Origin of the sequence: Methylomicrobium album BG8 (assembly GCF_000214275.2) — a bacterium.
Classification (GTDB): domain Bacteria; phylum Pseudomonadota; class Gammaproteobacteria; order Methylococcales; family Methylomonadaceae; genus Methylomicrobium; species Methylomicrobium agile.
Genome location: NZ_CM001475.1, coordinates 3,199,839 through 3,220,261, shown reverse-complemented (window position 1 = coordinate 3,220,261; position 20,423 = coordinate 3,199,839). Strand labels below are relative to the sequence as shown.

At 54.2% G+C, this 20,423-nt stretch carries 17 protein-coding genes and 1 pseudogene; 7 read left to right on the top strand and 11 right to left on the bottom strand.

Annotated elements, in window-relative coordinates:
* Positions 1-34: 34 nt before the first annotated feature.
* From METAL_RS13780 to msrA, 7 genes are all read right to left on the bottom strand, one after another.
* Positions 35-703, bottom strand: a complete 669-nt coding sequence (locus tag METAL_RS13780) for a peroxiredoxin family protein (protein ID WP_005373191.1) — start codon at positions 701-703, stop codon at positions 35-37.
* Positions 693-1,697 carry an oxygen-dependent tRNA uridine(34) hydroxylase TrhO gene (trhO, locus tag METAL_RS13775; protein ID WP_005373190.1) on the bottom strand — a complete coding sequence of 335 codons (1,005 nt, stop codon included), beginning with the start codon at positions 1,695-1,697 and terminating at the stop codon, positions 693-695. Before trhO ends, METAL_RS13780 begins: the two co-directional genes overlap by 11 nt.
* Before the next feature lie 150 nt (positions 1,698-1,847).
* Entirely contained in the window at positions 1,848-2,312 is a 465-nt protein-coding gene (bfr, locus tag METAL_RS13770) for a bacterioferritin (protein ID WP_005373189.1), read from the bottom strand.
* Positions 2,313-2,327: 15 nt separating this feature from the next.
* On the bottom strand, positions 2,328-2,591 hold the full coding sequence (locus tag METAL_RS13765; protein WP_245549377.1) for a (2Fe-2S)-binding protein: 264 nt from the start codon (positions 2,589-2,591) through the stop codon (positions 2,328-2,330).
* A 45-nt stretch (positions 2,592-2,636) separates the two neighbouring features.
* Positions 2,637-3,170, bottom strand: coding sequence for a response regulator transcription factor (locus tag METAL_RS13760; RefSeq protein WP_005373187.1), 534 nt, complete (start codon positions 3,168-3,170; stop codon positions 2,637-2,639).
* On the bottom strand, positions 3,163-4,554 hold the full coding sequence (locus tag METAL_RS13755) for an ATP-binding protein (protein ID WP_005373186.1): 1,392 nt from the start codon (positions 4,552-4,554) through the stop codon (positions 3,163-3,165). Before METAL_RS13755 ends, METAL_RS13760 begins: the two co-directional genes overlap by 8 nt.
* 657 nt (positions 4,555-5,211) lie before the next feature.
* A complete protein-coding gene (msrA, locus tag METAL_RS13750; RefSeq protein ID WP_005373185.1) occupies positions 5,212-5,850 on the bottom strand; it encodes a peptide-methionine (S)-S-oxide reductase MsrA in 639 nt (212 codons plus the stop codon).
* 85 nt (positions 5,851-5,935) lie between these two features.
* On the opposite strand from msrA, the gene hslO reads away from it, so the two are divergent.
* Positions 5,936-6,808, top strand: a complete 873-nt coding sequence (hslO, locus tag METAL_RS13745; protein ID WP_005373184.1) for an Hsp33 family molecular chaperone HslO — start codon at positions 5,936-5,938, stop codon at positions 6,806-6,808.
* A gap of 7 nt (positions 6,809-6,815) precedes the next feature.
* On the opposite strand, the gene METAL_RS13740 is transcribed toward hslO, so the two are convergent.
* Together METAL_RS13740 and METAL_RS13735 are read right to left on the bottom strand one after the other, a co-directional pair.
* The gene (locus METAL_RS13740; RefSeq protein WP_005373183.1) at positions 6,816-7,691 is read right to left on the bottom strand and encodes a TraB/GumN family protein; all 876 of its coding nucleotides are present in this window, start codon (positions 7,689-7,691) and stop codon (positions 6,816-6,818) included.
* A gap of 1 nt (position 7,692) precedes the next feature.
* Complete coding sequence (locus tag METAL_RS13735; protein ID WP_005373181.1) at positions 7,693-8,082, bottom strand: cupin domain-containing protein; 390 nt, start codon at positions 8,080-8,082, stop codon at positions 7,693-7,695.
* Positions 8,083-8,394: 312 nt separating this feature from the next.
* Between METAL_RS13735 and METAL_RS13730 the strand changes: the two genes are divergently transcribed.
* The 3 genes from METAL_RS13730 (at position 8,395) to cmoB (ending at position 10,814) form a co-directional block, all read left to right on the top strand.
* Positions 8,395-9,039 carry a response regulator gene (locus METAL_RS13730; protein WP_005373179.1) on the top strand — a complete coding sequence of 215 codons (645 nt, stop codon included), beginning with the start codon at positions 8,395-8,397 and terminating at the stop codon, positions 9,037-9,039.
* Between the two features lie 72 nt (positions 9,040-9,111).
* Complete coding sequence (cmoA, locus tag METAL_RS13725; RefSeq protein WP_005373177.1) at positions 9,112-9,843, top strand: carboxy-S-adenosyl-L-methionine synthase CmoA; 732 nt, start codon at positions 9,112-9,114, stop codon at positions 9,841-9,843.
* Positions 9,840-10,814 carry a tRNA 5-methoxyuridine(34)/uridine 5-oxyacetic acid(34) synthase CmoB gene (gene cmoB / locus METAL_RS13720; RefSeq protein WP_005373175.1) on the top strand — a complete coding sequence of 325 codons (975 nt, stop codon included), beginning with the start codon at positions 9,840-9,842 and terminating at the stop codon, positions 10,812-10,814. The genes cmoA and cmoB overlap by 4 nt, the downstream gene beginning before the upstream one ends.
* A gap of 250 nt (positions 10,815-11,064) precedes the next feature.
* Here the strand turns inward: cmoB and METAL_RS13715 are convergent, their stop codons facing one another.
* Together METAL_RS13715 and pepN are read right to left on the bottom strand one after the other, a co-directional pair.
* The gene (locus tag METAL_RS13715; RefSeq protein WP_005373173.1) at positions 11,065-11,277 is read right to left on the bottom strand and encodes a type II toxin-antitoxin system HicB family antitoxin; all 213 of its coding nucleotides are present in this window, start codon (positions 11,275-11,277) and stop codon (positions 11,065-11,067) included.
* A 635-nt stretch (positions 11,278-11,912) separates the two neighbouring features.
* Entirely contained in the window at positions 11,913-14,564 is a 2,652-nt protein-coding gene (gene pepN, locus METAL_RS13710; protein ID WP_005373171.1) for an aminopeptidase N, read from the bottom strand.
* Between the two features lie 937 nt (positions 14,565-15,501).
* On the opposite strand from pepN, the pseudogene METAL_RS22190 reads away from it, so the two are divergent.
* The 3 genes and pseudogenes from METAL_RS22190 to METAL_RS13690 form a co-directional block, all read left to right on the top strand.
* A pseudogene (locus tag METAL_RS22190) lies at positions 15,502-15,759 on the top strand (transposase); the annotation flags it as partial.
* Between the two features lie 324 nt (positions 15,760-16,083).
* On the top strand, positions 16,084-19,677 hold the full coding sequence (locus METAL_RS13695; RefSeq protein WP_005373169.1) for a site-specific DNA-methyltransferase: 3,594 nt from the start codon (positions 16,084-16,086) through the stop codon (positions 19,675-19,677).
* 177 nt (positions 19,678-19,854) lie between these two features.
* Complete coding sequence (locus METAL_RS13690) at positions 19,855-20,376, top strand: REP-associated tyrosine transposase (RefSeq protein WP_005373168.1); 522 nt, start codon at positions 19,855-19,857, stop codon at positions 20,374-20,376.
* Positions 20,377-20,423: the final 47 nt, after the last annotated feature.

The following is a 20,423-nucleotide window of genomic DNA, read 5'->3' as shown; positions in this document are numbered from 1 at the left end:
GCGGTAATGGAACGAGCTGTGCCGGTCCGACAATTTATTCCCGCAGCAGTTCGAGCAGGCGGTTTTCCAAATCGGGGAAGGCCCCGAATTCGCAGGCGCGCAGTATGCCTTGCCTGTCGACCAGTATCTGCGACGGAGTGCCTTTCAATCGAAAACGTTCGAAAGTCTCCGCGCGGTAGTGCTGCGGTTCCAGATAGCTTCGTACCTGGTCGACAACCTGCTGCCGGTAGTGATCCGGCTGGCGGTCGAAATCGGGCAGCCGGCCGTGAATGAAATCCAGAATCTCGGTTTCGGAAATTTCGCCCTGACGTTCGGTCAGCCGGTCCATCGCCAGCGGGAAGGGAATGCGGTAGGGCAAGCGGCCTTGGTCAAGCGCGCCATGCCGGCTCAATGCTTTAAACGTTTCGCCGATGACCTCGTTGCGCTCGGCTAATGCGCGCAGGTTTTCCAGCGTATTTTTATCGAAATCCTCGAACGCGGTCGCGATGCCGAGCACGGTCAAGCCGTTACCGGCGTATTTCCGGTGCAGTTCGACCGCTTCCGGCAAGGCGTACAAAAAACAGCCGGGGCAATTGACCTGGAATACTTCGACCAGCACCACGCGGTCCCGGAGTTGGTCGAAATTGACGGGCTCACCCTGTATCCACTCCGAAACGGCCAATAACGGCGCTTTTTTGCCGATCATCGCAAAATTATCGGTCATCGTGAACCTCGATGGGTTTCGGGCCGCCTTGCCGCTGGCGGCGCTGTTGTTTTGCTGTTCGCTTTGCGGCCAAGCTTTTGGCGGCGTCAGAGCCGATATGGGCTTCGCCGCGTTGCTTGGCGAGCCGGATCTGTTTTTCGCGTTCGCTGAAGCGTTTTTTCTGCTCCTCGGTCAGTTTATCGTAGCAATGCGGGCAGCTAACGCCAGCCCGATAGCGGGGATCGGCCTTGTCCGATTCAGTGATCGGCAATCGGCAGCCGTGGCATTGATCGTATTGCCCTTTCTGCAAGGCATGATCGACCGTAATCCGCTCGTCGAAAACGAAACATTCGCCCTGCCAGAGTGTGTTTTCGGCTGGCACTGCTTCCAGATATTTCAGGATGCCGCCCTGCAGATGGTAGACTTCTTCGAAGCCTTGCTCTTTCAAATAAGCGGTCGATTTTTCGCAGCGGATCCCGCCGGTGCAGAACATCGCGACTTTTTTATGCCTAGCGGGGTCGAGATGGTCCTTGACGAATTGCGGAAACTCGCGGAAGCTTTCGGTTTTCGGGTTGACCGCGTTTTTGAACGTGCCGACCCGGTATTCGTAGTCGTTGCGGGTGTCGATCAGGATCACTTCCGGATCAGAGATCAGCCGGTTCCAATCGGCGGGTTTCACGTAAGTGCCGACAACGCGCCGGGGATCGATGCCTTCGACTCCCATCGTGACGATTTCTTTTTTCAGTTTGATTTTGGTCCGATTGAAAGGTGGGCGATCGGCATGGGATTCTTTGTACTCGATATTCGCGAGTCTGGGATCGGTGCGGAGCCAGGCCAGCACCTTGTCGATCCCTTCGCGCGATCCGGCGATCGTGCCGTTGATCCCTTCCGAAGCCAGAAGCAGGGTTCCCCTGACGCCATGCTCTTCCATGATCCGGAGCAAAGGCTGCCTGAGCTGGCGATAGTTTTCCAGCGCCACGAATTTGTACAGGGCGCAAACCACGATTTGAGACATTTTTTCCTCGCTGTAAGCCGGATCGTAAATCCGGGACAAAAACGAATCATTATAGCCCGGCAGCGACCGTTCGGGCTAGGCTGTCATTTTCGAAGCGGGGAATAAGCGGTTGATCCGCAGAAAGAAAGGGGCGGAGAGAAGGCTGGAAAATCAGATTTGAGATTGCAGATAATTCTGAATGCCGATTTTCCCGATCAGCTCAAGTTGGGTTTCGAGCCAGTCGAGATGTTCTTCCTCGCTTTCGAGAATATCTTCGAAAAGGTCGCGCGAAACATAATCCTGAGTCGATTCGCAATAGGCGATCGCTTCTCTCAGGAGCGGAATCGCAGCCTGTTCGAGCTTTAGATCGCATTCGAGCATTTCTTTCGGGTTTTCGCCGATCAGCAGTTTGTCCAGGTTCTGCAGATTGGGCAGGCCTTCCAGAAACAGAATCCGCTCGATCAGCGCATCGGCATGCTTCATCTCGTCGATCGATTCGCGGTATTCTTTTTCGTTCAGCTTATGGAAGCCCCAGTTTTTGAACATCCGGGCGTGCAAAAAGTATTGATTGATCGCAGTCAGCTCGTTCGTCAATGCTTTATTCAGCAATTCAATGACCTTTTTATCGCCCTTCATAGATGCTCCCGGCCTTCAACAGGCATTATAAACAGGTTGATTCGATACCGGGTGCATTATAAATTGATTTTGCTTGTTTGCGTCAAGCAATTCCTTGACCTGTTTACTGCATTTTCCGCACTCGCCGCCGACGCCGAGGCAGTCGAAAAGCTGCCGGCGCGTACACAGGCCGCTATCGATGGCTTTCTGGATTTGCGTATCGGTGACTGCCTTGCAGACACATACGTACATGAAACGATCTCCTGTCTGGAAACGATAATTAATGATAACAATTCTCATTTAAAAATTCCAGTCAGGCGGAAATAAATTTTTGCCGATGTGCGCTCACTCCCTGACCGGCCGCTTTTCCAGCTTGCGTTGCAACGTACGCCGATGCATGTTCAAGGCTCTGGCCGCAGCGGAGATATTGCCCTCATGCTGCATCAGAATTTTTTGCAGATGTTCCCATTCCAGGCGCTTGACCGACAAAGGGTTTTCGCTGATCGAAACGGTTGTGTCGCCTTCGTTCTTGTGCAGGGCGGCCAGAATTTCGTCGGCGTTGGCGGGTTTGGTCAGATAATGGACCGCGCCGAGTTTGATTGCTTCGACCGCGGTGGCGATGCTCGCAAAACCGGTCAGCATCACGCAGGCGGTATTGGCATCGAGCGAAATCAGTTTTTTGACCAGTTCCAGGCCGGATTCATGGCCGATCCGTAAATCGATCACCGCGTATTCGGGCAGGTTTTGTTCCGCGAGCGCCATGCCGCTCTGCACGTCGTTGGCGACCAGCACTTCATAGTTCCTTTTTTCGAGCGCGGACTTCAAAACCCGGCAGTAGGTTTCATCGTCGTCAACCAGCAATAATCTCGGTTTATCCATTGTCGGTAGCCTTCTCTTCGTTGGGTTCGGCATGCAGGAGCGGCAGCGCGATGTCGACGCAGGCGCCGTGTGGCTGCGTGTTATAAAGATGGATGGTGCCGCCGAGCCGGTGGATGGCCGAATAGGTCAGGAACAGCCCGACTCCCAATCCGTGCTTTTTACTGATCAGCGGTTGTCTGCCTGCGGTCCCGACCATTTCCGGCGGGAAGCCGGGGCCATAATCGCGAATCTTGATATGCATCAGTCCGAGGTCCCAGGCCGCATGGAATTCGATGCCTTTGCGATTGTCTCCGGAAGCTTCGGCTGCGTTGTTCAGGATGTTGATCAGGGCATGGGTGAGCGTTCGTTCCGCGATGATCTCGGCTTCGTCCACATTGTCCGGATCGATGAAAAGATTCAGTTTCGCGGTCGACTTCTGGGTACGCCAAAGATTGATCACGCTATCGAGGTAGGCGGTGACCCGCATCACGCTGCCCGATTCGGCGCGGATCTCGCCGGCCGATGCGGACATCACCGACAGTGCCTTTTTACAGCGGTCCACCTGCTGCTGCACGATATCGATCTTTTCATGCAGATCGGGAAAACGGTGCAGAGGATATTCCTGCCTAAGTTCATGCGCGACGATCGCGATCGTGCCCAATGGGGTGCCCATATCGTGCGCCGCGCTGGCCGCCAGCGTGCCGAGGGCGATCACGCGTTCGTCCCGCAGCGCGTTTTCGCGCGCGATCGCCAGACTGCGTTCTTGAGTCTTCAAGGTTTTCGCGAGCTCGACTACGAAAAACGCGACCAGTCCCGCGCTGAATACGAATCCGAACCACATCCCGAACATGTGCAGGTCGTAATAATACCTGTCGCTGGCCGCGTACGCGTTCAGCAGCATCGAATAATGCGCCATGTCGTCCGGTTGCAGCCGCGCGGGGTCCGGCATGTGCGGTTCGATCGAGGGCAGGGGAATATTGTGTGCGATCAGAATCGTGTACATCGTGGTGGTTAGCGCGACCATGTACCAGGCATAGGACTGGGGCAGCATGATCGCGGTCACGATCAACGGCAACAGGAACACCCAGATGATCGGATTCGAGGCGCCCCCGGTCAGGTACATGAATGCCGCGATCGCGAGCACGTCGATCGCCAACTGCGAGAAGATTTCGAGTTCCGACACCGGATCGTCGGTCTGCAGGCGCATCGAGGTGTATACGTTGACCGAGATGATCGACACGATTACCATCCAGAGTTGTCCCTCGGGCAGCTTGATGTTCAAGCCGTAGACCGAGATGATCAGCAGCAGCGATGCGGCGACGATCAGCATGTTTCTGAGAATGAACAGCCATTTCAGGTTTTGTCTGGCGTTGAATTCCGATTTGGGCGTAACGTGAGTAAGCATTTTTAATAATCGAAAAAAAGAACTATCCGGCTTGCGGAGTTATTGTCGCTAATTTACCGGGCATCACGCACTGCGGCAATATGTCGCACGAGGCGCTTTTTCATTCTGTTGCTATGATGATCGAACCCGATTCCGAAGCTCATTTTGAGCAAAAAGGTTCCAAATTTTTACCGAATCTTTTCAATGAAAGACCCTGTTGAATCTTTTTGCATTTTATGCAGCCTTATGGTAAGACAGAAAGGAGGCAGGGTCTGTTTTTGTCGCTTTTTTGGTAATCGTTGTGATGGTGTGACAATTTGCCACATTTTAAATTGTTTTTTCTATTGCTATGATTAACCTAACTTTTGAGGCTCTTCCGAGTTCTTGAGCTGAAAGTTGCGTTGAAATCTTCCTAATAGTCTTGAGGCGGTTGAAATACCGCCTTTTTTTTACCCCGCTGCGGGTCCTATCCGCAAAAGCGAACAGGAAATGCAACAGATTGTCTCTTTTTTGCACTCTTTGTTGCCCTGCGACAATTTGCCACATTTTTATTTGCCCAAGCTGTTGCTATCATCAATCTAACTTTTCAGGCTCCTCAGAGCCCTTGAGCTGAAAGTTGCGTTAAAATCTTCCTAAATAGTTTTGAGGCGGTTTCCAAACCGCCTTTTTTTTGCCCGCTCATCCGCTTTCGTAACACACCCCCAAGCCGCCGAGTCCGCAATAGCCGCCCGGATTTTTGGCAAGATACTGCTGGTGGTAATCCTCCGCATAGTAAAATTCACCGGCCGGCAGAATCTCGGTGGTGATTTTTCCGAATCCCGATCCGGTCAATCGTTTCTGAAAAGCCTCTCGGGATGCAACGGCTTCTTCAAATTGTGCCTGATCGTAGGTATAGATCCCCGACCGGTACTGCGTGCCGAGATCATTGCCCTGGCGCATTCCTTGTGTCGGATTGTGTGATTCCCAGAACACCTTTAATAGTTCGCGGTAAGGCGTCAATTCCGGATCGTAAACCACACGAACCACCTCACTGTGTCCGGTCATGCCGGTGCAGACCTGCTCGTAGGTCGGGTTTACCGTATAACCGCCGCTATAGCCGACTGCCGTGCTGAAAATAGGCGGAAGGGTCCAGAAACGGCGTTCGGCTCCCCAAAAACAGCCGAGACCGAATAACGCCAGCTTGAGACGATCCGGAAACGGCGGCAGAATCGGATGGCCGTTCACGAAGTGCCGATTGGTCACGCGCATCGGTTCGGGATTGCCGGGCAGCGCCTCGGAAGGGGCTGGAATAGTCAATTTTTTCGAGGAGAAAAGCATGATCGGTACCTCCGGTAACGATTGGAAAGTCGGATGCTATCGGTTGCCGGTTATAATTAGGGCGTTCACTTATCCGGAAAGACCAATGGAAGAAGACATTTTACGCCGATTCATTTTCGAAGAGTGCGGAGTGCGCGGCGAATGGGTCCGATTATCGGACAGCTGGCAAAACGCAAAACTCAATCAGCACGGCAATGCGGTCGTGCAGGAAACGCTGGGTCAGGCGCTGGCGGCGGCGGTGCTGCTGTCGGCCACGATCAAGTTCGAAGGCTCCGTGATCATGCAGGCGCAGGGCGACGGCGCGTTCAGGACCTTGGTTGCGCAAGCGACGCACGATCGCAAGATCAGAGGACTGGTCCGGCATGCCGGCGAAGTGCAAAGTGGGCACCTCGAATCGATGTTCGGGGAGGGCCGGCTGGTGTTGACGATCCGGCCGGACAACGCCGACCCTTATCAGGGCATCGTGCCGCTGAAAGGCGCCAATCTGGCTGCTGCCTTGCAGACTTATTTCGTTCAGTCCGAACAGCTCGACACCCGGCTCTGGCTGTTCGCGAACGAACAGGTCGCGGCGGGCTTGCTGCTACAGGAATTGCCCGAACACAAGGATTTCAAAACCGATTGGGAGCGTATCGTGATGCTGGCCGATACGCTGACTGCTCCGGAGATGCTGAGTCTCGACTGCGAATCTCTGCTGCGCCGCCTGTTTCATGAAGAAAAAGTCCGGCTCTTCGATGCGGAACCGGTACGGTTCGAATGCACCTGTTCGAAGCAAAAAATCGAATACGCGCTACGTACGCTCGGGCAGCAGGAACTTGCGCATCTCCTCGCAGAGAAAGGCGCGGTCGAAGTCGGCTGTGAATTCTGCAACAAACAATACCATTTCGACCGGATCGACGTGCAAAAATTGCTGGCCGACAAGTTATCGATTTATCGCGCCGATACCGGCACGCAGCATTGATCCTCTTTTACTGCACCTGGACCGTGCGGAATCCCTGCCGCCTCAACAATTCGATCAGCCCCTCGGCGCCCAGTAAATGCAGGCTGCCGACCACGACCAAAGCGCTGCCTTCCCGGTTCTCCTTCAGGAAGGCGGCAATTTGCGGCAGCCAGGCGCGGTTTCTTTCGCTGTTCAGGCGGCGGTAAAATTCGGGGATTTCATTCACCGTATCCTGGCGCAGCAACTGCAGCAGGCCGTCCGCATCCCCGTTGCGCCAGTGCCGATGCAGTTCGTGCAATTGCCGCGGGTCCCGCATATCTTTTAGCGTCTGGTTCAAGAACAATTCCTGTTCCTTGGCTTCCATACGATCGAAAACACTGAATTGCTGGCTCAGGCTTTCCAGTCCGGCCGTTTCCTTGTGGGCGATCGCGGCCATTTCCATGTAATGCCTGTCCAATCCAAGATCGGGCAGATAGCCGGCTTTCACGGTTTCCAGGCTTGCTATCGTCAAGGCGGCCAGCCAGGGCTTCATCGTCCGGAACGTGTCGAGCGGCAAACCGTTCGCTTCGCAGTAGCTTTGCAGCCGTTGCCAGGTTTCAGGATGCAGGCTCTGTTCGAGCGTTCCGTCCCCGGCGATCATGCCGGTCTTCATCAGCGATTGAACCCGTGCAACGTCGTTTAGTTCGTCCGGGGACACTTCGAAGTAGACCTTGCCGGCTTCGTCGAATGCTTTATTGACCGGATCGGCCAGCGGATAATCTTCCGCCTTCAGCATGTGGAACGAGCCGAGCAAATAAATGCTATTGTCTTCGTCGCTGACCTCCCAGAGCAGGGGCGTCGGCGGCTTTGCCGAAGCCTGGGCCCAATACAACAATAACAGCAGCAGGCTCAGCCGGCGGCCCATCTCAATGACCTTTTCCCATTTCGAAAATGATCAATTCGGCCGGTTCGCCGCCGATGTTTTCCACGGTCATCGATTGGCCGGTTTCCCAGAAGACTTCACCGGCCGAATAAATGCCTGTTTTGTCGCCTTCCACTACTTGCAGCGTGCCTTTGACCACGTATCGCGGTCCCTGTCCCTCGTGCGTGTGGCGCGGCGTTTTGAACCCTACCGGAAAATTGACCCGAATCACTCTCCCGTTCACGTTGGGGCTGGGCAATGTCACCTGTTGCTGCAATAAAACCGTTCTCTGGATATCCGCATTTTCTTTCGCCAACGCCGGCCCGCCCGCTCCGATCAGCAAAAAGGCCGGAATCAGGGACGCCGCTATTCTGGATGCGATTTCGGTTGTCATCATTTTCTCCTTTTTAGTTTAGTAACACGGTTAAATGAAAAGTTCGAGAGGGATGGGGTATTCCGACTCGAAAATCTACCTCAATGAAGGCTATGATGAATGAGCGGGCTTCGATATACAAGCACTGTAAAAATCGGCCGCTGTGCCGCCGGTAAAATCATTTTGATTGTCTTAGGGTTATTTAGCCATTCCTTAAGATACAGACAAACATGGCCGTAGCCGTTATAATGGCGGCCTCATGGAATGTATTGCCGGCTTTACCGGTCCACGACAATGCTGATTGACTGATTATAAGATTAAAAATAATTGATTATGATTAGTGTGCTCCTCGTTGATGATCATCAATTGGTAAGAACAGGCATTCAGGCACTGCTGAATTCGGATAATGAAATTCAAGTCGTGGCGGTTGCCGACTCCGGCGAGCAGGCTGTGGCCATGGTAGGCGAAATGGCTCCCGACGTGATACTGATGGACGTCAGCATGCCGGGCATCGGCGGCGTGGAAGCGAGCCGGCGCATTCTGCGGCAGAATCCGGCCATCAAAATCATCGGCCTGTCGGCATATAACGACGGCCCGATCCCGCAACAGTTATTGAAGCTGGGCGTATTGGGCTTCATTTCCAAATCTTCTTCGGCGGAAGAGATGATCTGCGCAATCCGTAAGGCGATCGAGGGCAAGCGCTATCTGTGCAGCGATGTGGCGAATAATCTGGCTTTTCAAAATCTGCTCGACAACCACCAGTCGCCGTTCGGCAAATTGTCCCAGCGAGAGGCCGAAATCGTGACGCTGATCCTGCAGGGCAAAACGATACAGGAAATGGCCGAAATGCTGTCGATCAGCAGCAAGACGGTAAATACCTACCGCTACCGGGTTTATGAAAAGCTCAAGATCAAAAACGACGTGGAGTTGACCCGTCTTGCCGTCAAATTCGGCCATCTCGACACGACATTGATGTGATTCCGGATCGGTCGATCCCTTGCTGCCGAAGACATTGCCTCTATCGGCGGCCCGCATTGACTCTTTTTTCCAGTGACTCAGTCCAAAGATTCTATTTATGCCCGTCCTATAGGGGCGATCGAAGCGTTTAAATTCGACGACAAAGTCGCCGAGGTTTTCCTCGACATGATAGGGCGCTCCGTGCCGGGCTATCAGGCGATCATCGCGGCGATCGGGCTGCTGGCCGGCCGTTTCGCCCGCCCGGACAGCGTTTGTTACGATCTGGGCTGTTCGCTGGGGGCCGCGACTTTCAGCATGCTGCAACAGATCGAAGCGCCTCATTGCCGGATCGTGGCGGTCGATAATTCGGCAGCGATGGTTTCGCGTTTTCGCGAACGCCTACAAAAAGAGGTGCCCCATGCGAACGTCGAAATCCGCTGCGCGGACATTCGCGACATTGCGATCGAAAATGCGTCGGTCGTGGTGCTGAATTTTACGCTGCAATTCATTCCGCCCGAAGACCGCCGGCCTTTCCTTCGAAAAATCCAGGAGGGACTTCTGCCGGGCGGATTGTTGATTCTTTCCGAAAAACTGTGCTTCGACGATCCACGGCAGCAGGAGCTCCAGACCGAAATGCATCATGCTTTCAAACGGGCGCAGGGTTACAGCGAACTCGAGATCAGCCAGAAACGCAGCGCGCTGGAGAACGTGCTGATTCCGGAGACGTTCAAGACGCATCAAAGCCGTCTGCTCGAAGCCGGATTCGCCAGCGCGGAAGTCTGGTTCCAATATTTCAATTTCGCTTCGATCCTCGCTTTGAAATGAACGGCCATCAGGATTTATACGCCGCGCTCAGGGAAGCCGGGGCGGGGGAGTGGGCGGACAGCCTGCCTGCGCAAATCGCTGCCGCGTTGGATCCTGCCCGGCACGGCTCACTGCCGCATTGGCTGGCGCTGCTGGACCGTTTGCCCGTGTTGCCGCCTTCGCAGCGCTGCCTGACCGAAGATACCGTGCGGATCGGCTGCGCCGAAGATATCGCCGAAACGGATAGGGAGCTACTGTTGGGAATACTGCGCGAACTGATCCCCTGGCGCAAAGGGCCTTACGAGCTTTACGGCATCCGGATCGATACCGAATGGCGGTCGGACTGGAAATGGAACCGGCTCAAGGACCATATTGCCCCCCTCGCGCACCGGCTGGTGCTGGATGTCGGCTGCGGCAGCGGCTATCACTGCTGGCGGATGCTCGGGGCAGGCGCAAAAGCGGTCGTCGGAATCGATCCTCTGCTGCTGAATGTGATCCAGTTCCGGCTGGTCAAATCGCTCTACGGGCCTGCGCCGGTGGATGTGCTGCCTTTCGGGCTCGAAGCGTTGCCGGCGGGGCTGAAAGCCTTCGATACGGTATTTTCGATGGGTGTGCTGTATCATCGGCGGTCACCGATCGATCATTTGCTCGAACTGCGGGATTGCTTGAGGCCCGGAGGCGAGCTGGTGCTCGAAACGTTGATTATCGACGGCCGGCTGGGAGAGACGCTGATGCCGGAAGACCGTTATGCGAACATGCGCAACGTCTGGTTCATCCCCAGCCTTGCGACGCTGGAGAGTTGGCTCAGGCGCTGCCGCTTCGGCAATATCCGCACGGTTGACGTGACGCCTACCGGCGTTGAAGAACAGCGCAGCACCGAATGGATGCCGTTTCACTCGCTGCCGGACTTTCTCGATCCGAACGCGCCCGAATTGACGGTAGAAGGTTTGCCGGCCCCGAAACGTGCCATCTTACTGGCCAATTGCCTGTAGGAGTGACTGAATACCGTTGCGGATCGCTCTGGGGAGAGTAAAAAACAATTCGCATCGGTAAGTCAGCGGCACGCCCCTGTAACTCCTTTCATCGTTTGCTTGCCTTGTGAGACGAACTTTCGAACCAGGGCGGCAATGGCTTTAAGCGTCAGCCACCGTTTGACTCTATGCCGCAGTGCGAATCGCTACGCCTCTTCCTTGCCGATTTCCGGAAAGTTGCCGGGGAGTTTGTCGTGGCCGGCAAAAAGGGTCAGGTGGCAATATCAATGGTTTCCGCCCTGCAATAGCTTCTGGGAATATCGAGGCCTACTTCCCTCAGTTTCTCGATATGGTAGGAGATGGCTTCTTTCAGAGCGTCTTTGGCGCTTTCTTCCGTGACGCCTTTTGCGATGTATCCGGGGATATCCGGGCTATAAGCTGAAAAGCCTTTATTGGTGGGTTCTATGATGGCTACATATTTCATCGAAAACTTCCTTAGTTACGTTGATTTTCGGGAGCATCAGCATTTTGTGCGAAAGCCGAAACCAGGTCCGTCCGGTTTCAGCCGCAAAAAAATAAGCTGGCGGTCGCGTTATTGGCAGCCTGTAGTCCTATGTCCGCCGCGATCTACCCCTTTTTTCGGATACCGCCGTGCGCTGAGGGTTTCCACCATGACTTGGTCACCCTGTCAGATGATCCTATATTCTGGACTGCTTTTTTGCCTGAGATCCGTCTCGGTCAGAATAATCGGTCTTGCGGCGCCGGGGGGAGGGATATATCGCTCCGTCGCGTTACGTTTTCCGAACTTCTTCCTTATTGGTATATGAGCTTGCTTGCTCGAAGTCATCAACGCAGAATTTTCCTTTAATTTTCGCCAGCGGGGTTAGTTTATTGGGCTGGCAGAACCTTGTAAACGACTCAAAAAGGGTAATAAAAGGGTACTCAATGGATAGCTTGAATATCTATCGTCCGGAGTGAGGTAATTGATTTTCAAAGGATAACTGCGGGGTTTCTTATCGAAAAACGCGTATCTCCCGCCGTGGATGCAGGATATGGCTGGCGCGATAGAAAAGGCGGGGAGCTCCCGCCTTTTCTTGACCGGTTTCGGGAGGAGGGCGGTCAGGCCAGACTCTTTGCCGCCAATTCATAAACATCTTTCGAAATCACCTCAGTCGAGACGATTCGTTCCAGCTCCGCTTTCATCCGGTTCTGGCGGTTTTCGTCATAGCGCCGCCATGAAGTCAGGGCGCCGACCATCCTTGAGGCGACTTGCGGATTCAAGCCGTTCAATTCGATAATCCGGTCGGCCAGAAAGCGGTAACCCTGGCCGTCGGCGGCATGGAAATGCAGCGGATTCGACTGCGAAAACGCTCCGATCAATGAGCGGACCCGATTCGGATTCCTGATGTCGAAGGCCGGATGGCCGAGCAGGCCGAGCACCCTTTCGTAAGTGCCCGGCATCGGGCTCATCGCCTGGGCCGCAAACCATTTGTCGATGACCAGCGCTTCGTGCCGCCATTGACGGTAAAAGCCGTCCAGGCATTGCTGCCGGGCCGGATGCGGATGATTCACGATCACGGTCAGTGCGGCGAGCTGGTCGGTCATGTTCTTGGCGGTGTTGAACTGCTGCAGTGACCAGTGCCGAGCCCAGTCCGCGTCGAGCTGCGCGAGATAGCTGAGGCAGGTATTCTTGATGCGGCGGCGGCCGATCGCGCCGGCATCGAAGCGGCCGGACTCGTCGCGGTGGTAGCGCAGATAGAGCGTTTCGAGCGGTTCGCGCAGCTGTTCCGCCAGCGCCCTGGCGACCGCCTCCCGGGCATGATGAATCGCCTCGACGTCGACCACGCGCATCTGCTCGGTCAGGTACAGCTCCGAAGGCAGCGTCATCAGCAGCGAAAAATAGGACAAATCGTCCCACGATTGTTCCAGCACTTTGCGGTAGGCGTCGATCAACAGCGGATTAACGGCCAATTTCGCGCCGTTCCGATAATCGGCGATCAATCCCGACATCACCTGCACCGCCAACTGCTGGCCGGCATCCCAGCGGTTGAAGGTGTCCGGGTCGTGGCTCAGCAGGAACGCCAGTTCCTCGGGCGGCCGGTTCAAAGCCGGTTTGACCGGCGCGGAAAAACCGCGCAGCAGCGAAACGACCGGTTCTTCCTCCAGCCCTGAAAATACGAAGGCCTGCTTCGCCTGGGTCAATTCCAGGACGACCTGCTCGGCTGCTGCCTCGTTTTCTCCGAGACGGCAAAGCGCCGGGGAGCCGTCTCGGTTGATCAGTCCGGTGACGACCGGAATATGCAGCGGTTCCTTGGCGGTTTGCCCCGGCGTCGGCGGGCAATGCTGGGAAAGCGTCAGCGAAAGCGTCTTTTGCGCGGCATCGAAATGCTGCGCGACGCCGACCACCGGCGTGCCCGCCTGCGCATACCAGCGGCGGAACTGGCTGAGATCGACCCCGTTCGCGGTTTCCATCGCGCTGACGAAATCGTCGCAGGTGACCGCCTGGCCGTCGTGGCGTTCGAAATACAGGTCGCTGCCTTTCCGGAAGCCTGCCGCGCCGAGCAGCGTGTGCAGCATCCGCACGACTTCGGCGCCTTTTTCATAGACGGTCAGCGTGTAAAAGTTGTTGATCTCGATGTAGGCGTCGGGCCGGATCGGATGCGCCAGGGGACCCGCGTCTTCGGCGAACTGACGGGTGCGCAGCATGTTCACGTCCTCGATGCGTTTGACCGCTCGGGATGTGCGGTCGCCGGTGAATTCCTGGTCGCGGAACACCGTGAAGCCTTCCTTCAGGCTGAGCTGGAACCAGTCGCGGCAGGTGATCCGGTTGCCGGTCCAGTTATGGAAATATTCATGCCCGATTACCCCTTCGATATTTTCATAGTCCGCGTCGGTCGCGGTATCGGGGCGGGCCAGCACGAACTTGGTATTGAAAATGTTCAGCCCCTTGTTTTCCATCGCGCCCATGTTGAAATGGCCGACCGCGACGATCATGTACAGGTCCAGATCGTATTCGCGGCCATAGACCTGCTCGTCCCAGGCCATCGCATGCTTCAGCGACTGCATCGCATGATCGCATTTGTCCAGGTCGTGTTTCTCGACGAAGATCTGCAGCGCGATGTCGCGGCCGGACATCGTCGTGAAACGGTCCTCGACGCATTCGAGCCGGCCCGCGACCAGCGCGAACAGGTAGCAGGGCTTCTTGAACGGGTCCTTCCAGGAAACCCAGTGCCGGTTGTCCGGCAGGTCGCCACCGCCGACCCTGTTGCCGTTCGACAGCAGCACCGGAAAGCGGTCCTTGTCGCCGACGATCGTGGTCGTGAACGTGGCCATCACATCCGGGCGGTCCAGAAAATAGGTGATTTTGCGGAACCCTTCCGCCTCGCACTGCGTGCACAGCATTCCGTTGGACAGATACAGGCCTTCGAGCGCGGTATTGGCTTTCGGGTCGATCGTGTTTTCGATCGTCAGCACGAAACTGCGCTGCTGCGGCACTTCGTGGATGATCAGCGAATCCGGCGTTTGCAGATAGTCCTTGTCGCCCAGTTCGCTGTCTTCGTTCAACACCACCCGGACCAATTTCAGATTTTCGCCGGTCAGAGTCAGCGAGGTATCGCTCGACCGGCTGGCCGGATTCCGGCACATCGTCAGCCTCGATACGACGCGGGTGTTTTTCTCGTCCAGCGTGAAGCTCAGATCGACGTTATGAATCAGATATTCCGGTACGGTGTAGTCTTTGAGGTAAACGGTTCTGGGATTGGAATCGCGCATAATCAAACGTTCGGGAAAGAGTGGTAAATGGAGTGAGTGTATCGGAATTGCCGGTAAACGCAACTGTTGCTGTTTGCAGGGCAATCGCGCTATGTCTTATTTTCCGAAGATTCGCGTTGTGGCGCAGCGGTCCAAACGCCGGACCGGGCCGGACGGGCTATATCCCGTCCGTAACGTTTAAAGCGGGATGGACAGGAAAGATGATTTGGTGTTTGCGGAGAATTTTCAAACAGACGAACGGGGCGATAAATCCCATCCCGCTCGGTCCGGCGGAAGTTTCAACATGGCGCGATTGCCCTGTTGCCGTTTGCAAAAAGTTGACTTCTCAATATGAATTGCCTATTGTTCGCTTCAAATTTTCGTTAGGCCGGGCGCTGCAGGAAAAACCGTTTATCTTCGCGCCTAGCGGGTTAAAGAGACAGTCAGGTTACCGATGCGCGTCAGGAGGATCAAAGAAAGCCTGGCTGAGTAGCGTTTTTTAGACCGTACCGGCAAGCAATTAGAATACATTGCCTTTCAGCCTATTGTTTCGCCTTTGCCTACGGGATTCGTTACTCCGCCATCGTAAAATTTTCCTGAAACATTTAGACACTATCAAACGGCGAGTTTTGCCGCTGTGCGTGTTCAAAGCATATTTCCTGAAAGGGTTGCGATGAAATGTTCCGAGATAGTTAATTCTTGCAAGTGATCACATCATTCCATGCGAAATATTTCGCGCATGAGCTTACACGGCAGCATGCGCCCAACGGGATAGGCCGGCTATCACAATCCCTATTCGATGCCAGCGTTGATCTGAATCCGCATCAGATTGAAGCCGCTTTGTTCGCCTTAAAATCGCCGTTGTCCAAAGGCGTATTGCTTGCAGTGGAGTAAAAGCGGTGTTTGGGAAGCAGCGCTGGATCAATTGAACAGGATGCATCGAAAAAAACAGCGTCAACCCGGCCCCAGTTACGGGATTATCGACTCTCAAAGCGCGAAAACCCAGTATGACAGCGAGGAACACGGCATCGACGGCGGCAAAAAGGTGAAGGGACGCAAACGCCATATCGTGGTCGATACCCTGGGTAATCTGCTACATGTTCATCTACAGATGACGCTGCATATTTCCGTGAAAATCAAAGATGGCTTTGCCGTGTTGCCTAAACGTTGGGTGGTGGAGCGGACTTTTGCCTGGCTTGGACTGTTTCGGCGCTTAGGATTTAGCTCCAAATCACTTCCCGGCCAAAGACCTGCCAGGTTTTTAAAACCTGGCAGGTTTACCACCCATGCCAGGAAGTTAATATCGGCCAAATCCTTAGCCAAGAATTTTGAAGTCCTCACCGCCACCGCTGAAAACGGGGTACGGATTGCCAGGATCGAATTAACCCTTGCAAAATGCTTGTGATGTTTTGCAGGACAGCTTCTAAGGATGGCATTAATAAAACAAACTAACAACGCAGCAAAGTAAGCTTGTCGATTGAGCGGAAAGCTCAAGACAGGCTTGAATAGGGCTAAAACTTCAATTTTCTAAAAAATTCTAATGAGCAACACCGAAAAATACCGTATCCGCCTGATCAATCTGCTGAAAGAGTTGTTCCAACTCGACCAGCCGGAACTGGATTTTGGCTTTTACAAAATCATGCACGCCAAGAGCGTGCAGGTTACGCACTTTCTGGAAAACGACTTGCTCAAAGTCATTCAGGATGCTTTCGGCGAAGCCGATGAAAACCGGATTGCGGAAGCCAGGGCAAACTATGAAGCGGCGCTTGAACAAGCCAACAGATTCGGCGCGCCCAACCCGGAAGAAACAGACGGCGTCAAAGAAGCCAAAGCGCTTTATGAACAGGCCAAGGACGGCGGCAATGCCGAAAGCGAAGTCTACGACCATCTCTACCGTTTTTTCGAGCGCTATTACGACAACGGCGACTTCATGTCGCGCCGTTATTACGCCCGCGAAAGCGACAGCCGCGCCGCGCCTTATGCCGTGCCTTATGACGGGCGCGAGGTTTACCTGCACTGGGCGAACAAGGACCAGTATTACATCAAGAGCAGCGAATACCTGACCAACTACAGTTTCGACCTTAACGAAGCGATCCGCCTAGAAGCGCAAAAAGCCAAAGGCCAGGGCTTGGAAGCCTTTGCCGACCACGGCGGTCAGCTACCGCTGAAGGTCCACTTCCGCATCGTCGAGGCGAGCGAAGGCGAGCACGGCAACATCAAAGCCGCCAGCGAGCAGAAACGCTTTTTCTTGATCCACGCCGCGAGGCCGGTTGAATTCATCGACGGCGAACGTAGGGTGGACCAGTGTAGCGCATCCATCGATACCGACGCGCCCATGGCGGATGCGCCTAACGGCTTATCCACCCTACAAATCAACTTCGAATACCGTCCCGACGCCGAAAAAACCGGCCAGGACAATAAATGGCAGGAAACCCGGCTGCGAGAAGCGGAAGCCGCCATCGTCAAGGCATTGCAAAACCAACCGGCAGCGGCGGATTTTCTCAAAGGACTGACGTTGCCCGCGCCGACCGACAGCAAGGACAAACGCACCCTGTTGGGCAAATACCTGCAAAAATACGCCGCGCGCAACACCATGGATTACTTCATCCATAAAAACCTCGGCGGATTCCTGCGCCGCGAGCTGGATTTTTACATCAAGAATGAAATCATGCGCCTCGACGACATCGAGAACGCCGACGTGCCGCAAGTCGAACACTACCTGTCCAAAATACGCGTGTTGCGCCGGATTGCCCAGCAACTGATTGCGTTCCTGGCGCAACTCGAAGAATTCCAAAAGAAGCTTTGGCTGAAGAAAAAATTCGTCACCGAAAGCCATTATTGCATCACCCTGGACCGCATACCGGAAAGCTTTTATGCCGAAATTGCCGCCAGCGGCCGGCAGCGCGAGGAATGGGTAAAGTTGTTTGCTATCGACGAAATTGCCGCGGATCCAGCGCGCCCCGGCTACAGCAATCCGCTCACGCTGGAGTTTCTCAAAGCCAATCCATTTCTGCTGGTCGATACCGCGTTATTCGACGAAGGTTTCAAACAGCGGTTGCTGGCCAAAATTCCCGATTTGGACGCGCAATGCGACGGCGTGCTGATCCATTCCGAGAATTTTCAGGCGTTGGGGTTGATGCAGGAGAAATATCGGAAGCAGGTGAAATGTATTTACATTGATCCGCCGTATAATACCGATGGCGATGGTTTTTGTTACAAGGACAGCTATCAAAGTTCGAGTTGGTGTTCAATGATGTTTGGCCGGCTCGGTTTGAGTAAACAACTCATCCGAGAGGATGGAACCATTACTTCGGCGATTGGACGGGAAGAATTGTTGCATTTACTGGAGTTAAAAGACGAGGTTTTTGGCCTCAACAATCGCATCGCGGATTTGGTATGGGAAAAAGGCCGAAAGAACGATGCGAAATATTTTTCTCTTGGGCATGATTATATGCTGGTCTACGGAAAAAACACCGCCTTGCTCAAAGCGCAAGATACTACGTGGCGAGAGGAAAAACCTGGTTCGGATGAAATTCTCGCCGAGTATGCCCGATTAAAAAAAATACATGGTGGTGATTATGCGGCTATTCAGGCAGGAATTAGAGCGTTTTATCAAAGTCTCGATAAAGACCATCCGGCATTAAAACATCGTCGTTACAACCGAGTGGATAGAAATGGCATATGGCGTGATGGTGATATTAGCTGGCCGGGAGGCAATGGTCCAAGATACGACGTGATTCATCCTGAAACGGGAAAGCCCTGCAAAGTGCCTGATAGTGGGTGGCGCTTTTCAACTCCGGAAAAATTTCAGCTGTATCTGAATCACGATTTTATCGAGTTTCGCGCCGACCATAATGATCCGCCAGTGCTCAAACGCTACTTGAACTATGTAGCGATGGATTTTGATCCCGATGTCAAACGCCGCTCGACTGATGCGAACGAAGAGGGATCAAATGTTCAAGTGATGCCGAGCGTGTTTTACAAAGGCCAACAACCCACAGTGGTGGAGTTGCGTAACTTGATGGGAGCTGACGCATTTCGTAATCCGAAAGAACCATCCGTCATTGCCAGATTGTTCGATTACATGGGAGACATGCAAGCTATTTTTCTTGATTTCTTTGCCGGTTCGGGTACAACGGCGCATTCGGTCATCAGTCTTAACCGCAAAGATTCAGGATTACGAAAGTACGTTTTGATCGAACAGGGCGATCATTTCAATACTGTCCTAAAACCCCGCATCCAAAAAGTCGTCTATTCCAAAGACTGGAAAGACGGCAAACCTGTTTCCCGACAAGGCATCAGCCACTGCTTCAAGTACCTGCGCCTGGAAAGCTACGAAGACGTGTTGAACAACCTGGTTTTCAAAGAGGATGCCGCCCGCGATACGGCCTTGGCGAACAATCCCGAGTTGCGCCGCGATTATTTGCTCAATTATTTCTTGGACGTGGAAACTCAAGGCAGCCAAAGCCTGTTGAACATCGCCGATTTTCGCGACCCGACCGCTTACCGAATGCGGATCAAGAAGCCGGGCAGCGGCGAGCAAAACTTGCAAACCATTGATCTGGTCGAAACCTTTAACTGGCTGATCGGCTTGTGGGTGCGGCACATGGCAGCGCCGCAAACGTTTTCGGCGGAATTCGCGCGAGAAACCGATCCCGACTTGCCGCAAGATCAAAACACCCGCTTGCGCTGTACGCGGCTGAAGCCGGTGGCCTTGGATGCCGGAGAATCCGGTGGATGCGGCTCGCGCCTTATCCACCCTACGTCCACGATGGATGACAATAGTAGGGTGGATAAGGCGCGAGCCGCATCCACCAAGCATCACGACCACGATGAACCGCGTTATTGGTTTCGCCTGATCGAAGGCTATACGTTGAAAGTGCCGGGCGACAATTCGTCGAAAATCCCGACCTTGATCGTCTGGCGCAAGCTGACCGATAACCCGGAAAAAGACAATGCGGTGTTGCAAAAATACCTGCTGGATAAGCTGCAAATCTCCCCGCGCGAACACACCTATGGCGCGATTTACATCAACGGCAGCCATACCTTGCCCAATCCGGTGATCGAAGGCGAACAAATCAAAGTGCGTCTGATCGAGGAAGCATTTCATACCGCGATGTGGTCCGGGGAATAAGGCATGACTGCAAACCAAAGACGAAGATGCCCGCAGGTCGAGATCGCGTTACGCCGGCGCGGCACAAAAAGCCTGTCAGAGCATGCGGTGGATACGCCTGACGGCTTATCCACCCTACAGGCCGCAGCTTCAGGTAGGGCGGATAAACGCTAGCGCATCCACCATTGGGCAGAATCGATGAGCGAATACCGCCGCTTATTTGTCCGCGGAGGCCACTACTTTTTTACTGTGGTTACCTATCAACGCCGGCCGGTGTTTTCCGAACCGACCCATGTCGATATTTTGCGGGCCGCATTTAAACAGGTGATGGCAGTACGGCCTTTGGAGATCGAGGCGATCGTGATCTTACCCGACCATCTGCATTGCCTTTGGCGCTTACCCAGCGGAGACGCGGATTTTTCAGGGCGTTGGCGGGAAATCAAAAAATATGTTTCCAAACGTATCGGTGATTCGGGAAGACGATCGGGCGAACGCGATGTTTGGCAGCGACGGTTTTGGGAGCATGCTATTCGCGATGAGAACGACTGGCGGCGGCATGTGGATTATATTCATTTCAATCCTGTTAAACATGGCTTGGTCAGCTCTCCTGGTGAATGGCCTTATTCATCATTTAGAAAATTTGTTTCAGCCGGTTGGTATGACGTTGGCTGGGGTGCCGGCGGATTGCCGGATAACATAAAAAACATCGATTGCGAGTGATTAAGGTAGGGTGGATAAGCGAAGCGCATCCACCATGGAAGGCAAAT

Excerpts from the sequence above, each read along its gene's own strand:
- METAL_RS13755 (WP_005373186.1), bottom strand. The coding sequence starts at position 4,554 with ATGCTTACTCACGTTACGCCCAAATCGGAATTCAACGCCAGACAAAAC.
- METAL_RS13715 (WP_005373173.1), bottom strand. The coding sequence starts at position 11,277 with ATGAAATATGTAGCCATCATAGAACCCACCAATAAAGGCTTTTCAGCT.
- METAL_RS13780 (WP_005373191.1), bottom strand. The coding sequence starts at position 703 with ATGACCGATAATTTTGCGATGATCGGCAAAAAAGCGCCGTTATTGGCC.
- bfr (WP_005373189.1), bottom strand. The coding sequence starts at position 2,312 with ATGAAGGGCGATAAAAAGGTCATTGAATTGCTGAATAAAGCATTGACG.
- METAL_RS13735 (WP_005373181.1), bottom strand. The coding sequence starts at position 8,082 with ATGACAACCGAAATCGCATCCAGAATAGCGGCGTCCCTGATTCCGGCC.
- hslO (WP_005373184.1), top strand. The coding sequence starts at position 5,936 with ATGGAAGAAGACATTTTACGCCGATTCATTTTCGAAGAGTGCGGAGTG.
- pepN (WP_005373171.1), bottom strand. The coding sequence starts at position 14,564 with ATGCGCGATTCCAATCCCAGAACCGTTTACCTCAAAGACTACACCGTA.
- METAL_RS13740 (WP_005373183.1), bottom strand. The coding sequence starts at position 7,691 with ATGGGCCGCCGGCTGAGCCTGCTGCTGTTATTGTTGTATTGGGCCCAG.
- METAL_RS13695 (WP_005373169.1), top strand. The coding sequence starts at position 16,084 with ATGAGCAACACCGAAAAATACCGTATCCGCCTGATCAATCTGCTGAAA.
- cmoB (WP_005373175.1), top strand. The coding sequence starts at position 9,840 with ATGAACGGCCATCAGGATTTATACGCCGCGCTCAGGGAAGCCGGGGCG.
- METAL_RS13765 (WP_245549377.1), bottom strand. The coding sequence starts at position 2,591 with ATGAGAATTGTTATCATTAATTATCGTTTCCAGACAGGAGATCGTTTC.
- METAL_RS13690 (WP_005373168.1), top strand. The coding sequence starts at position 19,855 with ATGAGCGAATACCGCCGCTTATTTGTCCGCGGAGGCCACTACTTTTTT.
- METAL_RS13760 (WP_005373187.1), bottom strand. The coding sequence starts at position 3,170 with ATGGATAAACCGAGATTATTGCTGGTTGACGACGATGAAACCTACTGC.
- msrA (WP_005373185.1), bottom strand. The coding sequence starts at position 5,850 with ATGCTTTTCTCCTCGAAAAAATTGACTATTCCAGCCCCTTCCGAGGCG.
- METAL_RS13730 (WP_005373179.1), top strand. The coding sequence starts at position 8,395 with ATGATTAGTGTGCTCCTCGTTGATGATCATCAATTGGTAAGAACAGGC.
- trhO (WP_005373190.1), bottom strand. The coding sequence starts at position 1,697 with ATGTCTCAAATCGTGGTTTGCGCCCTGTACAAATTCGTGGCGCTGGAA.